Origin of the sequence: Vibrio sp. MED222, from assembly GCF_000153005.1 — a bacterium.
In the GTDB taxonomy this organism is placed as follows: Bacteria; Pseudomonadota; Gammaproteobacteria; order Enterobacterales; family Vibrionaceae; genus Vibrio; species Vibrio tasmaniensis_A.
Window position 1 is genome coordinate 391,770 of the sequence record NZ_CH902608.1, and the last position, 14,964, is coordinate 406,733.

The window sequence follows — 14,964 nt, forward strand, 5'->3', positions numbered from 1 at the left end:
AGGTGCGAAATCGCACCTTTTTGCTTTATATAGAAGAGTAACCTTTAAAATCAGACGAATTCGACAGACTCTTCGTCTAACTGAACGCCGATTTCAAATTTCTTTTGAAGTTCATCAACCAGCTTTTGGTGAAAGGCTTCTTGAGTTCGAGAGACCTCAGCGATCGCCTTTTTAGGTAATGGCAAAGGATCCCAGTTACCATCGATGTTGTATTTACCCGTGTTGTACTTCGCCGAAAATCCTTCTTCCGACTTATCCAACTCCAACCACCAGCCCCAAAACTCACGTTCTTCTGGCGATTTTTTATCGTTCACACACACAGACAAGCAATCAAAAATATAGTGGCCTTCTTCTGATTGCGGCTCCCTTAAGTAAGGGCCTATAGCCTTTAAAACATTTAACAAGCGATAATGCGTAGGTTGTTGTGTCACTTCTGACATATTGAATCTCCATTTCAATGTTAAGAATGACGTTACTCAGAATGTTATACGTAGAAACTACGCAATTGGATTTTATAAATTATTTCTGAGTATCAGGTACTTACTTTGTACACTTTTCATGCTTAACTAATTTAGGAGAAATGTCATCTAAATAATTCATCCTCAAGCCACTTTATCGCCAATTCGAGGGATTGCTCATAACCTTGTGTAATTGATTTAGCTTTGATTTTCTTCGCTTTACCGTAATCACTGTAAATAGCAACAAGTTGGTTATCCATTGGAGGTGATACTGGGTCGCCCTCTAACGCTAATGCCAAGATAGGCACACTGGTTTTACTGTTTGACAGCAAACCTTGCACCTTGAGTGACCACGCCATCAATTGCCCAGAAAGACTATTGATATCAACAGCCCCTTTACCAAGACGCGAAGCTAACACATCTAAATGCATTTTAGGCATCTGTTTCAATTTGTCGGCATGAACAAAGATATCGTGAATTGGCGCGCCTAAAGAGATACACGCTTTAAGCTTATGCTGCTCAAGGAAAGATAATCTCACCATCGCATTGCCACCAAAGCGGAAGCCAAACAAGCCAACCTTGTGGTGATCGACCCACGGGATATTAGGCAGTTCATTCAAGACAGCTTGGTGAAGACAAGATGAGTCTTCTGTTAACGGCCAATGTGCACTGTGCCCTATCGATGGCATGTCTACCGTTAGCATGGCAATGTTCTTTGGTGCTAAATAATCCCTAAACAAGCGCCACATATCGGTTTGCAAGCTATCTAGACCAGCGCTGACAATCACAACCGGTTGTGGTTTGTCTGTTTTGGTTAGATGCAAGTTCGCTTTGATCTTCTTGTTTTGGTATGGAATATCAATCTGTTTGACGATCAACTTCGTATGCTTAATTGCTTCAGAATAAGCTGCGTTGGCCAACACTTGAGCCTGAGCCGCCAAATTGTCGTTCTTGAGATGTGGGTAGCCAGCAATGCTGAAGCACAACGATGCTGAAAACAGCTCTTCAGCCATTTCTTCACCCTTCTTCTCGTTCGAGCGATTTTGATGCTGCATACCCAGTTTGGTCCATTCGTATGCCCAGTTACCACTTCGGTAACCCATGACCGTATCAAGCCACTCATCGGTTGTACGAGAGTTATCTGATGACGCGATGCGAGCCAATACCGCTTCTTGCTCAATGGGGTTAACGCCTTGCCATACCCACTGAAGACGTCTTAGGTTTCGGTACCATGATGAGTTTTGCTGTTCACGCTTCTCATCCAATAGCGCTTCAGAGCTTGGCATGTATTGTGTCAGCATTGAGGTCTCTTTAGCCTGCTTGTGCTTTACAAACAAGGTTTCCGAAAGGTTTGAGCTCGTTTCTTCTGATTCAGACATTGGGATACTTAATAAGAAATGGTTGTTACTAATCATATAAAAAAAAATGACCCTATAAAGGGTCATTTCTCAAAAAACTAAGTTTACGCTTATTTTGACTTGCGATTTACCGGCTCAACGTAGCTTAGGCTAGTATCCCAAGGTTGCTCAATCCATGTGTCTTGAGCGATATCAACGATGTACTCGTCTAGCAAGTCAGCACCAGATGGCTTTGCACACACAGCGATCAGTTTCGCTTTCGGGTACATTTCGCGAAGCTTGCGTGCAGTGTCACCACTATCAACAAGATCTTCAACGATTAGGAAGCCTTCGCCGTCACCTTCAGGTGCTTTAACGACTGTCATATCACGTTGGTGATCGTGGTCGTAGCTAGAAATACAAATCGTATCTACGTGACGAATACCTAGCTCACGAGCCAAGATTGCACCAGGAACCAAACCACCACGGCTCACTGCCCAGATGCCTTTCCACTGCTCTGCTGGCATTTGCTTTTCAGCAAGTTGACGGCAGTAAGTCTGCATGTTGTCCCAAGTGATAACGAATTTGTTGCTCATAGTATAAAACCTAATAATTTTGTCATGTTATTAGAGGCTATTTCAAACATAGCCTCTTCAGCGATTAAGCAGAAATCTAGACGATTAAGCGAAAGTATATTTAAGAATAAAGATAGCCGACATTACCCACACAGCAGGTGAAACGTCGCGACCTTTACCACTTAGCAGCTTAATTGCAGCGTAAGCGATGAAGCCTAGTGAGATACCCTCAGCGATAGAGTATGTCAACGGCATAAGCAGACATGTTACCACGACTGGGGCTGCTTCCGTAAGATCACGCCAATCAATACCAACTAGGCCAGACATCATCAAAATTGCTACATAGAACAATGCACCTGATGTTGCGTAGGCTGGAATCATACCGGCAAGCGGTGAGAAGAAAAGAGCCAGTAGGAACAAGATACCAACAACAACCGCTGTTAGACCAGTACGACCGCCCTCTGCTACACCCGCAACACTCTCAACGTAAGAGGTTGTATTTGATGTACCTAACAATGCACCAATAGATGTTGCTGTAGAGTCAGCAAGCAGTGCTTTGTTTAAGCGCGGCAATTTGCCGTCTTCCTTGATTAGGTTTGCTTTCGTTGCAACACCAACCAGAGTGCCCGCTGTATCGAATAAATCGACGAACAAGAAAGCGAATACTACTGAAATCATACCGATTTCAAATACAGCAGAGAAATCAAGCTGCATGAATGTTGGTGCAAGACTTGGTGGTGTCGACATGATGCCGCCGTATTGAACGTCACCAATAACAATACCAACAGCTGTGATAGCTAGAATCGCAATCATTACTGCGCCTTTCACGCCACGGTGAACAAGAGCAATCGTAAGGAAGAAACCAAGCGCACCTAGGATAGGAGCAATCGCGGTAATGTCACCCAGTGAAACTTTCGTTGCAGGGTTAGAAACAACGATGCCAGCATTGCTAAGAGCAATAAACGCTAGGAAAAGACCGATACCTGCAGAGATACCAACACGCAGAGACATTGGGATCGAGTTGATAATCCATTCACGGATCTTAAAGATGCTTAAGAAGATGAAGATCACGCCCGATACGAAAACCGCTGCCAGAGCAACTTGCCACGTATAACCCATCCCCATTACAACAGCGTAGGTAAAGAATGCATTCAAACCCATGCCTGGAGCTTGAGCAATTGGGTAGTTAGCAACAAAGCCCATGATGAAACAGCCAATAGCAGCTGCTAAACAGGTTGCTACAAATACAGCGCCATGGTCCATACCAGCATCAGCTAGAATCATTGGGTTTACAAAAATGATGTAAGCCATTGTTAGGAAGGTTGTTAGACCTGCGATGATTTCAGTGCGCACATTGGTGCCATTTTCACTGAGTTTGAATAGCTTTTCGAACATTATCGAATCCTATAAGGGTAAAAAGTAAACGGTTGCGTAATCGATTGGCTGTGGATTATAAAGTTATCAAATAACAAATTCCAGATAGAATTAAGGCTCTAATCGATCTTTATCAGAATGCCGTATGAAACAGAGCGATTAAAAATGAAGACTGAAAGATAAAGTAACGATTAAAAACAATAAGATAAGTAAGATAAATGCGATGAAAGTACTTGGCCATTTTTTAAACCATCAGTTATTTTCATTGAGAATCTAGCTAATAAATTCCGAATTCAAACCCACAATAGTTATGTATTTTTCAACAGGATCAGTAATAAGGCGCAAATTGATATTTCGGCGTTTAAAAAACAACCACGCAGAACAGCAGGAAAAGTGATAAGCGAAAGCGGTTTGGAAAAGTAGCAGGCAAAAAAAACGCCACTCAAAACTGAGTGGCGGTAGAATCTGTCAACCAAAAGGGCTGTAAAATAATTCCAATATATAGGGGTGAACAAAACTGTTCGAGTTACATGCTTGTGGTATTAGTAACCAAAGCTTGTAGGGTATGCAAAGTTGCTAGTGTAAACAGAGCTGTTAATCCAGAACATTGCAGATGGTAAACCTTTCATAACTATCACCTTAATAAATCAATAAAAAACGAATTTGATTTCTCGGTTCCTTGGAGGCGATAAAACGGACTCATCCTTTGAGCATTTACTCTTCACTTCAGAAGTTGGTTATTAATATACCCTAAAGAAAAAAGATTACAAGCATTTTTTGCTATGCGTCACACTTTTGGCTATTTACGGTTATTTTACAAACTCTATTTTGTAATTAAATTACAAAATAGAGTTAAACAAACGTTTGCCTGTACCATTTATAAGCATCAACGCGCTTATTTATGATCAGATAGACAAGATCGCTTTCAAAATTTGAGCTATTTGAGGTTTAGAACCGCTACTCGTCAAAACGCTCAAGTGGTATGCTGTTGCCATCAAAACAGACCCATATTTTAGATTTTTGTTCTAGTTTTTTGCCATTACAAAACCTAAATATATGGTTATCAAATAAAAAAGGAGTCATCCGTGTCTGAATTCCATTCTGAGATCAGTAAATTGCCCCCTGCCCCTATTTGGCAGTTTTTCGATAAAATTTGTTCAATCCCGCACCCTTCGAAACATGAAGAAGAACTTGCTCAATACATTATTGCTTGGGCAACAGAGCAAGGCCTAGATGTACGTCGTGACCCAACGGGTAACGTATTCATCAAAAAGCCTGCAACGGCGGGTATGGAAAACAAAAAAGGTGTCGTGCTGCAAGCTCACATCGATATGGTTCCACAAAAGAACGAAGACACAGTTCATGACTTCGCTAAAGATCCAATCCAACCATACATTGATGGTGAGTGGGTTACAGCGAAAGGCACAACGCTTGGCGCTGATAACGGCATGGGCATGGCTTCTTGCCTAGCGGTTCTGGCTTCGAACGAAATCCAACACGGCCCTATCGAAGTTCTACTTACCGTAGATGAAGAAGCAGGCATGACTGGTGCTTTCGGTCTTGAAGCGGGTTGGTTAGAAGGCGATATCCTTCTTAACACCGATTCAGAGCAAGAAGGCGAAGTGTACATGGGTTGTGCTGGCGGTATCGACGGCGCAATGACATTTGAAATTGCACGTAACGCGATTCCAGCTGACTTCGTAACACGTAAGCTAACGCTAAAAGGCCTAAAAGGCGGTCACTCTGGTTGCGACATCCACACAGGTCGTGCAAACGCAAACAAACTGCTTGCTCGTTTCCTAGCGGGTCACGCAAAAGAGCTAGACCTTCGCATCGTCGAATTCAAAGGTGGTAGCCTTCGTAACGCTATTCCTCGTGAAGGTTTCGTAACGGTTGCTGTTCCTGCTGAAAACCAAGAGAAACTGGCTTCGCTATACAACTACTACACAGAGCTGCTTTCAACAGAGCTAGGTAAAGTAGAAGACAGCATCGTGACTTTCAACGAAGAAGCTTCTGTAGAAATGGGCGCACTTGCGTCAGCAGACCAAGCTCGCTTTATCGCGGCACTTAACGCATGTCCAAACGGCGTGATTCGTATGAGTGACGAGATTGAAGGTGTTGTTGAAACGTCTCTAAACGTAGGTGTTATCACAACAGAAGAGAACTCAATCACAGTGCTTTGCCTGATCCGTTCTCTTATCGATTCAGGTCGTAGCCAAGTAGAAAGCATGCTTCACTCTGTTGCTGAACTAGCAGGCGCTAACATCGCATTCTCTGGTGCTTACCCAGGTTGGAAGCCAGATGCAGATTCAGAAATTATGCACATCTTCCGCGACATGTACGAAGGTATCTACGGTCACAAACCAAACATCATGGTTATCCACGCTGGTCTTGAGTGTGGTCTATTCAAAGAACCTTACCCGAACATGGATATGGTTTCTTTCGGCCCAACCATCAAGTTCCCTCACTCTCCTGATGAGAAAGTGAAGATCGATACGGTTGAGCTATTCTGGAATCAAATGGTTGCACTGCTTGCAGCTATCCCAGAAAAAGCATAATTCGATAAACTATGTATGTTCAATAAATGGTGTTTCCAATAAATAGGGCTCTTCACTAAATAGCACTTTTCAGTAAACACCGTTTATAGACACAAAATAAAACAGGTACTCAATGAGTACCTGTTTTTGTATCCAATCTTTGTAGCTATGTACTTGTGACTAAATAAACAATTAAGCGCGTGAAGCCGCGTAGCTTTCTAACTCATCAATTGAAGTTTGTGCCACTACTTCGCCGTCGATGAAGTATGTCACCATCTCACCATCACGAACTCCGATCAATGTCGCACGCTCACCAGACTGGTAAGTGATATCCATTTGGATCGTGTTTTCGTCGATCTGCTGCATTTGACCTTTCTCAATCATATCAGCACTCGTAATAGGACCTACTGGTGCTTCAGTAAGTGACTTATCAAGCTGATGGTTGATATCAAGGTAAGTATCAATCTTAGTATCAAATATATGCGGTGCACCTGTTAGTGGGTTGCTGCCCGTCCAGAACTCTAGTGAGTTGAATACCAAGTAATCAGCTGCAACTGTTAGACCGTAAGCCGGTGCAAGCAATATGTTCAAACCACCACGAGCGTAACGGTTATCAACGGCTTTAAGGTTGAACTTCATTAGGTAACCCGTTACTGCGTTGTTACCAACACAGCCAGATAAAGCAACAGATACCACAGCTAGTGCTACAACTTTTGAAATTGTTTTTTTCATTTTCATCTCGATATTTGAATTTGGCCGCCAAAAAATGGCGGTGGATAATAGCAACCAACCAAATGACAAATATCAGTGTACTGTCAGAAAAACCACAATTTGAAACACCCTATAATGAGTCAAATTAAAACTGGAAACTTATTTATAGACAACTCCATAGAAAACTTTTGTCGTCACCGTAAACCGATTGATTCGTACTAAAAATCAACGATTGGTACATTCCGTGTTAACGAATTATCACCATGTTGAGAACAACCTAAATGGCAAGACTAAAACCTAATCAACCATTCGAATTACTTGGTTATACTGTTCAGCCAGGACAGCGAATGGAGATTGAACTGCAAGCGGCTCAGCTTTACACGCACTCTCCACTTTCGATCCCGATTGAAATTATTCACGGTCGCCAAGCAGGCCCAACACTGATGGTAAATGCGGCTATCCACGGCGATGAGCTAAACGGTGTTGAGATTGCACGACAACTGACAAATGCGATTGATCCAAAGAAACTGAAAGGTACCTTGATTGTTGTGCCTATCGTTAACGTGTTTGGCTTTATCCATAAATCTCGTTACCTACCAGACCGTCGTGACCTAAACCGTTGCTTCCCAGGCAGTGAGAAAGGATCGCTAACATCACGCATCGCTTACACTTTCTTTGAGAATGTGGCGAAGCACTGTGATTTTATTTTGGATCTACACACAGGTGCGATTCACCGTACTAACTTGCCACAGATCCGTGCAAACCTGTCGAACCCAGAAACATTGCGCATCGCAAAAGCGTTCGCAACACCAGTGATCATTGACTCACCACTGCGTGACGGATCACTTCGTAGCGAAGCGGAAAAATTGGGTATCCCTGTATTAACTTACGAAGGTGGTGAAGCGTTGCGTTTTGATCACCTAGCGATTCGTGCGGGTTACCTTGGCGTACATCAAGTGATGAAAGAAATCGGCATGCTGCGCCCGAACCGTAAAAAGTTGCCAGAGCCAGTGTTGAGCAAATCCACCAGCTGGATCCGCGCTGAGTCAGACGGTATTTTGCGTAACATGGTGAGACTTGGCGAACAAGTTGAAGCAGGACAAACCCTTGCTTACATAAGCTCTCCGTTAGGTCACCAAGAAGGCCAAGTGATCACAACCAAAGGCGGTATCGTAATTGGCCAACAAACTCTACCGTTAGTAAACGAAGGTGACGCAGTATTCCACATTGCTTACTTCAAACAAGATGACGATGAAGTGGGACAATCAGTTGAGAGCTATATTGAAGAAGTAGCGGAAGATGATTGGCTAACGACGCTTAACAACTAATCAATGAATGACATGTAGTCACTAGCAAGAAGTGGCTACATTTTCGAAAATAAACTCCACAAACTAAAAAGCCCCAATATACTTTTGACTAGAAAGAAAAAAGTTATATTGGGGCTTTTTTTACTTGTCCCTTATCTTAAAATTAAGGAACCTGTAAATTAATTAAGCGCTAAATTACTCAGCGTCTTCTTGCTCTTCTTCACGAGCTTTTGCGCGTGCTTCACGTGCTTGCTCAGCTTTAAGCTCTTTAGTATGACGTAGTTCGTCACGCTCTTTACGCTGCTCTGATTTACGCTCGTTACGTTCAGCTTGGTTTGCGATGAAAGATGCTAGCTCTTTCTCTGCCCACTCTTGTGCTAGAGCTTCAGTTTCAAAACCAGACTCACGCTTAGATACTGTTGTGCTGCGAGACGTTACTTGACGAGTAATCTCTGCACACCAACCGTTGCGTTTTTCTGTAAGGCGGATATCAAATTTTTTGTTCTTAGACATGTTCTATTTTTCCTAAGGGAGATCATTAAGGGATCGGTCAACTTTGATAACTCCATCTAAGTGAGCATCTTTTAACACCATCCCTTGGTAAGCGCGGTATTAGAGCACAAATCAATGAATATTGCTGCAAATATTTGCAGCGGATCACACTCCAGTGCTGTAAATCGTGTGTGCCGGATTTCAATCGGTTCGTAACTCTCCGATTCACCATCAACTTCTATGCTATTTTATCGACAACAATGAAATGAACGGTTCTCAAACAGAGACAAATTAAAGCGATAACTAGCTGCGATCAAAAAGGGAAGCTCAGTGCTTCCCTTTAAAAATGTGGAAGAAAATCAATACGCTTACCCCGGATGACCATCCACTCTTGGGGTTAATAACATCATGCCAAACTTCCAGATAAACAGACCAAACGCCAACGTCCATAAACCCGCGCTGATGTTGACCATCTCAAATAAGTAAGCAGGGAAGAAAGTGACACCTAAACTACGAACTAATGCCGCGATAAAGATAGCCGAGAACGCCAGCGCCATGCTTGGTCCTTTATAGATAGCACGGCCTGTGTGTCCCATGGTAACACGAGTGATCATCGCAAGAATGAGCCCACTCAAACCGCCAATCGCAAACAGGTGCAGCATGTTATGGCTTGCAAATGGGTTATCTAACAAGCCTCTTAGCAACAAGCTCAAAGGAATACACAAATAAGCCGCATGCAGTGACCACACCAAAGGCTCAGACAACGTTGTCCAAGGCTTCCAACGAACAAAGCGCACCAACTGAGTCACACCTGCAAACACCATCAACTCATTGCCCACTTGAGCAAAGGTCAACGGGAAGAAGCTCAGCACAAATAACCCAACCAAAGGCAGGTTCGCTAGCCATTCCAACCAAACCAGTGGTTGTGCTTTTTCAAAGTCAAAACGACGGGCCGTGAAGAACGGGATAACTCGTCCACCCATCACGGATAATAGCAAAGTAAACCACCATAGCATTGCGTGCCATACTGCAGACGATGGGAATGGAGGCATGCCTTTAATCGTCGCGTAACTAGCAAAGTTGGCGACGATAGCCAATATAAACAGCGGCACAAAAAACAGGTTCTTCCAGCCTTTCGATTTCACGACACGGAAACCAATCTCGTAAGCGGCAAAGATCAAGAACAACGCTTCAACCGATGAGATTAACCACAATGGCGCCGGTGTCCAAAATAGAATACGAGGTGCTAGCCACAAACCAACGAGCGCAGCTAATCGATAATGTTTGGTTCCGTTGACTCCCGTCCACGTTTGCACCGCAGTCAGAACAAAACCAACCACAATCGCCATAGAAAAACCAAACAGCATTTCATGTACGTGCCACCAAAGCGCGGGTACTTTTAACACTTCAGGCTGACCATTTTGGAACATGACAACCCAAGCGACGATAGCAATCACGGCATAGAGGCTGCCTAGAAAGAAGAAAGGTCTAAAACCTAAACGAAGATAAGCTGGAATCGCATCTTCTACGCTTTTATCTGTGATATTTAACAAACTCATTCCTCATTTCAGATAACAAGCCAAGTGTGGCTTATATTGAATTGCTACCAATAGCCAAATTCAAGGTGCAGTAATCATCACCGCAATATTGCCTAACACAATGCATGAAACACGCCAAAGATATAAAACCAATAAAAACAAGCAACAAGGTGTATTTAGAGGTAAAAAAAGTGTCAATTAAACACACTACAAAAAGTCATTTAGACTCGAAGGTGTGTAAAATAAAAAACTACTGACATTTGATTAAGCCAAACATATAGTAAGACTAGTCTCAAATACAAAAGAACAGACAGGGAACACGATGTATATTTTTGGTTATGGTAGCTTGATCAACTCCTCTTCTCGTCAACTCACAGGTCAAACAGGACAAGCGATTCCTGCGATAGTGCACGGCCTAGTGCGTCACTGGAGTAAAATCGACGACAGCTATGTTTTGTCACCGTTGATCGTCAATCTTGGTGAGGGACAAGTGAATGGTGTTTTGCTGGAGGTCGATGATGTTGCGTTGGCTGAATTTGATCGTCGTGAGCGTGGTTATCACCGAATTGAGCTAAGAAACGATCAGATAGAGAGCCAAACCGAGTTTAAAGCGGATCAATCGATCTGGGTTTACATCAAAGACGAAATCGAAGCGCCTTGTGAAAACAGCCCTATCGTTCAAACCTATGTTGATACTGTCATGGCAGGATGTTTAGAGGTGTCTGAAAGCTTTGCGGCGCACTTTGTGGAACATACACAAGGTTGGCACCATCCATTAGAAAATGATCGCCACCAGCCGAAATACGGCAACCTTGCTGGGGTTTCTGATCACCACCACAGTGTGATTGATGGCTTGATACTGACCGTTCGTAGCTAGTTGATACTCATAATTTGTCGGTCTACATAGCTCGTTGCTCTTAGTCAGTGAACTCGACCGTTAACTGTTCTAAATCGGGGTTAAACAACTCAAACCTGTAAACACCTAAGAGATTAGAGCTAACTTAGAACAAAAGAAAAAGCACTAGGGGGAGCTAGCGCTTTTAAGACCAACTAAGTCCGTTTAGCCTGGTAGTTTTTTCAGCTATATCATTAGGATATAATCAATTTTTTTACTTAGGTAAATCAAAAAGCCTATTCTTTACGACTGCTTTTAGTCGTAAATTAAGTATAGTCGGGTTGTGAAAAATGGAAGGTTTTATTTCGTTTATTTTTACCTTAGACACAAGGTTGAAAAGTAGAAAACCAGCTCAAATGAACTAACCTTTAATCATGATAGGAAATCTTGATGAAGGGCTATATGGATTCAGAGACGACCACCGCCAAATCCACTCCTCAAAAAGAACAATCAAACTTGTTATCGTCTTTACTTCATGAATTCAGAAGAAACAAACTGATTCTGTATTATGTTGCATTCATTGCCCCGTTTACCTTAATCATCAACATATTTGTTCCCGAGAATATGAAATATGACATCTATAGCTATATCGATGTTTTGATTACAATTTGCTCTGTCACTTTTACTGTTTGGGCTACGTATTACTATTGCTATTTATTGTTTAAACGAGAAAAAAAACCAACGATACGGTTAATAAAAAAAGTGAAATCGCTGCTATTTCCTATATCCAAGCCTATTTATTTTGTTTTGTTAATGCTCGTTTTAAACATCTCATTCTCGAGCTATACGTTTATAAAATCACTGATACCTCACTTCAATCCATACAATCTAGATCTTACCTTTTATCATTTAGATAAGTGGCTGCACTTCGGTGTATCCCCATGGGAAATAACACATTTCTTCCTGCCTAATGCGGCTTCAACTCTAGTGATTAATTTTCTATACAATTTATGGTTTTTTCTTATGTGGGGGATGTTACTTTTTTTCATTGTCTATCGGAAAAATGACCACCTGCGTAACCAATTTATCCTCACCTTTTTGATATCTTGGTTTCTCCTAGGTAACGTCATAGCGACGCTGTTGTCGTCTGCGGGACCCGCCTACTTTCACCACTTCTATGAACAAGATCTCTATCTTAGGTTAATGGAACGTCTACAAGCGCAAGACCTCCAGTTAAAGCAAGCGAATCTATTCCCACTTTGGATGCTATCCGCGCAGGATATGCTTTGGGATAGCTATGTGACAGGAATAAGAGGCAGAGGAACGGGCATATCCGCCATGCCAAGTTTGCATGTAACAATCGCAGTGTTAATGGCTATGACCACATTCCGGTTAAACAAAAACTGGGGATATATTGCGTGGGTTTACGCTTTCTTTGTCCAAGTTGGGTCCGTTCACTTAGCGTGGCACTACGCAATAGATGGGTATATAGGCGCTCTAATGGTAGTTGCTCTTTGGCACTTAATTGGTTATTTGCTAAAAAGAAACGCGTCATCAATCACTCAGCCGCAATGACAATCTCAACCGCTTGAGAGATCACTTTCCTCAAGTGAGTGTTTTTGTCATCTAATTGCTTTCCCTTACGATAAACCAGCTGTATATCAAAATCAGGAACATCTATCGGCGGAGCAACGGCTATCAGTGAACTGTCGACATTAGGGGCATTTCTAGCGACTAACTTAGGCACAATGCACAATAGCTTTCTGCCACTGATCAATCGTTTTACCGTTAAGAAGTTGCTTGAAGATATCGCCACTTTTCTGGTGTAGCCCAATTCAGACAATTTAGTATCAACTGCCGTTTTTAAGGCACCATTAGGAGACACTAAGGCGTGCTCCACAGAGACAAATGATTGTAATGACATAGGCAACTCAACATCCAAAACGGATGCATCAAGCAAGCAAACATGTTGCTCGGTATAGAGATGTTCAATGCCATATAGCTTAGGCACTTCACCAAAGCTGCCTATCGCAATGTCTAGCTTAGCCTCTTCAAATACCTGCTGGTAATTGTTTCGATTAACGTTAAGAAATGCGACTTGAGAGTTTGGCGAAGCTTGTTTAATAAAATCGAAGATCATTGGGCCAAACATCTGTTCCGCGTAATCGGTAAGTCCGATCTTCCAGCTGCCTTTATAACTATCAACTTCGAACCTTTTGGACAACAGAACTTCAGATTGAATAGTATTAAGCAACGCATCGACGGTGCTCGATAATTCAATGGCTCGGTCGGTCGCCTCCATCTTGCTACCGACACGCTCAAACAGAGGATCATCAAACAACTTTCGCAGTCTTTGTAAGCTATGACTCATCGCTGATTGGCTGACATAACAACGCTCAGCCGCTTTGCTCACACTGTTCGTTTTATACAGTGCCTGTAGTGCAATCAATAAGTTAAGATCAATTCCTTTCCAGTTAAAGTCAGCCACAAACCAATCCCATATCATTCATAATTATAATTAAAACAATTAATTTGAATCATAGTACAACTCCACCTAAATTACGCTAAACATTTATCTGGAATCGATCATGCTTTCAATTTTTAAAACCTTTTTCTGGCTTGGCTGGATTAGCTTTGGTGGACCAGCGGCACATATTGGCTACTTCCGTAAAACCTTTGTTGAGAAACTGAATTGGTTATCCGACGAAGAGTACGGGCAAATTGTCGCCCTCAGTCAATTTCTTCCGGGTCCAGGCTCAAGTCAGGTTGGCTTTGCGGTTGGTTACAAAAAAGGTGGCTTAACCGGTGCGATTGCCGCATTTGTAGGCTTCACCTCCCCTTCTGTCATCCTAATGTTGATATTGGCCTTAGTGAGCAACCAGTTGTTGGAAGCACCGCTTTTCATTTCAATCATCCACGGACTTAAGCTACTCGCAGTCGTGGTTGTAGCTGACGCCACTTTCGGCATGTACAAAAACTTTTGCCAATCAAAGGTAGCAACAGCACTGTGTGTAATCACCGCGATTGTTCTACTTTTGATTCCTGGGATCTGGCCTCAAGTCTTAGTGCTCCTATTTGCAGCGATGGTTGGCAGTAAGTTCTTAACCTCGCAAGACTCAAAAACAACGCCTTCGACACATAAGATATCCATAACACCGCTAGTGATTTTTGTAGCACTACTGATTGGTTTACCTCTGTTCAGTGCATACTCTCAAGGCATTGAAGTATTTGGTTTATTTTACCAAGCAGGTAGTTTGGTATTCGGTGGCGGGCACGTGGTTCTTCCATTGCTACAAAATGGTATTGGCGACCAACTGTCTCAAGATACCTTCCTAACAGGCTATGCCGCTGCGCAAGCTGTACCTGGCCCAATGTTTACATTAGCCACTTATCTAGGCTATGTGTTGATGCCATCGGCACCGATTACAGGTGCACTGCTCGCAACAGTTGCGGTGTTCTTACCGGGTTTCTTATTGCTACTGGCTGTACTGAAGAATTGGCAGGCGATTGCAAGCAAGCCTTTGGTGGCAGGTGCTCTTACCGGTGTGAATGCAGCAGTTGTTGGTCTATTGCTTGCGGCTCTATACCAACCCATCTTCACAAGCGCAGTGAGCAGCGGCATAGACTTCGCTCTGATCATTGTTGGTGTGTGGTTATTAAAAACCGTAAAGGTCCCGATTGTAGGGTTAGTGGGTGTGTTTATGTTGTTTGGCGCAATTACAGGTTTGGCGATCTAAGCAATAATTGAGAATAAGAAGTGAGTGGTTTCATCACTTACTTCTTACTTTTAAAAACAGAGG

Annotated in this window: 13 protein-coding genes; 5 read left to right on the forward strand and 8 right to left on the reverse strand. The window is 42.7% G+C overall.

From position 1 onward, the window contains the following. Nucleotides 1-50: 50 nt before the first annotated feature. The 4 genes from crl to MED222_RS08825 all read right to left on the reverse strand — a co-directional run bounded on the left by crl (nucleotide 51) and on the right by MED222_RS08825 (nucleotide 3,765). A complete protein-coding gene (gene crl / locus MED222_RS08840; RefSeq protein ID WP_009847473.1) occupies nucleotides 51-440 on the reverse strand; it encodes a sigma factor-binding protein Crl in 390 nt (129 codons plus the stop codon). Between the two features lie 143 nt (nucleotides 441-583). Next, nucleotides 584-1,837: an esterase FrsA gene (frsA, locus tag MED222_RS08835; RefSeq protein WP_009847474.1), complete on the reverse strand. Its 1,254-nt coding sequence runs from the start codon at nucleotides 1,835-1,837 to the stop codon at nucleotides 584-586. 89 nt (nucleotides 1,838-1,926) lie between these two features. Continuing rightward, nucleotides 1,927-2,391, reverse strand: a complete 465-nt coding sequence (gene tet(34) / locus MED222_RS08830; protein ID WP_009847475.1) for an oxytetracycline resistance phosphoribosyltransferase domain-containing protein Tet(34) — start codon at nucleotides 2,389-2,391, stop codon at nucleotides 1,927-1,929. Between the two features lie 84 nt (nucleotides 2,392-2,475). After that, nucleotides 2,476-3,765: an NCS2 family permease gene (locus MED222_RS08825; protein ID WP_009847476.1), complete on the reverse strand. Its 1,290-nt coding sequence runs from the start codon at nucleotides 3,763-3,765 to the stop codon at nucleotides 2,476-2,478. A 1,064-nt stretch (nucleotides 3,766-4,829) separates the two neighbouring features. Here MED222_RS08825 and MED222_RS08820 point away from each other — a divergent pair. Next, nucleotides 4,830-6,302 (forward strand): aminoacyl-histidine dipeptidase, encoded by a 1,473-nt coding sequence (locus MED222_RS08820; RefSeq protein WP_009847477.1) that lies wholly within the window; start codon nucleotides 4,830-4,832, stop codon nucleotides 6,300-6,302. Between the two features lie 171 nt (nucleotides 6,303-6,473). On the opposite strand, the gene MED222_RS08815 is transcribed toward MED222_RS08820, so the two are convergent. Beyond that, entirely contained in the window at nucleotides 6,474-7,013 is a 540-nt protein-coding gene (locus MED222_RS08815; protein ID WP_009847478.1) for a DUF3332 family protein, read from the reverse strand. 260 nt (nucleotides 7,014-7,273) lie between these two features. Here MED222_RS08815 and MED222_RS08810 point away from each other — a divergent pair, with 260 nt between their 5' ends. Continuing rightward, nucleotides 7,274-8,320 carry a succinylglutamate desuccinylase/aspartoacylase family protein gene (locus MED222_RS08810; RefSeq protein WP_009847479.1) on the forward strand — a complete coding sequence of 349 codons (1,047 nt, stop codon included), beginning with the start codon at nucleotides 7,274-7,276 and terminating at the stop codon, nucleotides 8,318-8,320. 174 nt (nucleotides 8,321-8,494) lie between these two features. On the opposite strand, the gene MED222_RS08805 is transcribed toward MED222_RS08810, so the two are convergent. Next, nucleotides 8,495-8,812 carry a DUF3622 domain-containing protein gene (locus MED222_RS08805; protein WP_009847480.1) on the reverse strand — a complete coding sequence of 106 codons (318 nt, stop codon included), beginning with the start codon at nucleotides 8,810-8,812 and terminating at the stop codon, nucleotides 8,495-8,497. A gap of 347 nt (nucleotides 8,813-9,159) precedes the next feature. Further along, nucleotides 9,160-10,344 (reverse strand): NnrS family protein, encoded by a 1,185-nt coding sequence (locus tag MED222_RS08800; protein WP_029223481.1) that lies wholly within the window; start codon nucleotides 10,342-10,344, stop codon nucleotides 9,160-9,162. Nucleotides 10,345-10,651: 307 nt separating this feature from the next. Between MED222_RS08800 and MED222_RS08795 the strand changes: the two genes are divergently transcribed. Then, nucleotides 10,652-11,206, forward strand: coding sequence for a gamma-glutamylcyclotransferase family protein (locus MED222_RS08795; RefSeq protein ID WP_009847482.1), 555 nt, complete (start codon nucleotides 10,652-10,654; stop codon nucleotides 11,204-11,206). Between the two features lie 408 nt (nucleotides 11,207-11,614). Beyond that, nucleotides 11,615-12,739, forward strand: coding sequence for a phosphatase PAP2 family protein (locus MED222_RS08790; protein ID WP_009847483.1), 1,125 nt, complete (start codon nucleotides 11,615-11,617; stop codon nucleotides 12,737-12,739). Here the strand turns inward: MED222_RS08790 and MED222_RS08785 are convergent. Then, nucleotides 12,723-13,652 (reverse strand): LysR family transcriptional regulator, encoded by a 930-nt coding sequence (locus MED222_RS08785; RefSeq protein WP_009847484.1) that lies wholly within the window; start codon nucleotides 13,650-13,652, stop codon nucleotides 12,723-12,725. The two genes, MED222_RS08790 and MED222_RS08785, sit on opposite strands and share 17 nt — an antisense overlap. Nucleotides 13,653-13,752: 100 nt before the next feature. Between MED222_RS08785 and chrA the strand changes: the two genes are divergently transcribed. Further along, complete coding sequence (chrA, locus tag MED222_RS08780; protein WP_009847485.1) at nucleotides 13,753-14,901, forward strand: chromate efflux transporter; 1,149 nt, start codon at nucleotides 13,753-13,755, stop codon at nucleotides 14,899-14,901. Nucleotides 14,902-14,964 lie beyond the last annotated feature (63 nt).

Bases quoted from the DNA above. Each gene is read 5' to 3' on its own strand.
- MED222_RS08790 (WP_009847483.1), top strand. From the start codon at position 11,615: ATGAAGGGCTATATGGATTCAGAGACGACCACCGCCAAATCCACTCCT.
- MED222_RS08825 (WP_009847476.1), bottom strand. From the start codon at position 3,765: ATGTTCGAAAAGCTATTCAAACTCAGTGAAAATGGCACCAATGTGCGC.
- frsA (WP_009847474.1), bottom strand. From the start codon at position 1,837: ATGTCTGAATCAGAAGAAACGAGCTCAAACCTTTCGGAAACCTTGTTT.
- MED222_RS08810 (WP_009847479.1), top strand. From the start codon at position 7,274: ATGGCAAGACTAAAACCTAATCAACCATTCGAATTACTTGGTTATACT.
- MED222_RS08795 (WP_009847482.1), top strand. From the start codon at position 10,652: ATGTATATTTTTGGTTATGGTAGCTTGATCAACTCCTCTTCTCGTCAA.
- crl (WP_009847473.1), bottom strand. From the start codon at position 440: ATGTCAGAAGTGACACAACAACCTACGCATTATCGCTTGTTAAATGTT.
- MED222_RS08805 (WP_009847480.1), bottom strand. From the start codon at position 8,812: ATGTCTAAGAACAAAAAATTTGATATCCGCCTTACAGAAAAACGCAAC.
- MED222_RS08815 (WP_009847478.1), bottom strand. From the start codon at position 7,013: ATGAAAAAAACAATTTCAAAAGTTGTAGCACTAGCTGTGGTATCTGTT.
- chrA (WP_009847485.1), top strand. From the start codon at position 13,753: ATGCTTTCAATTTTTAAAACCTTTTTCTGGCTTGGCTGGATTAGCTTT.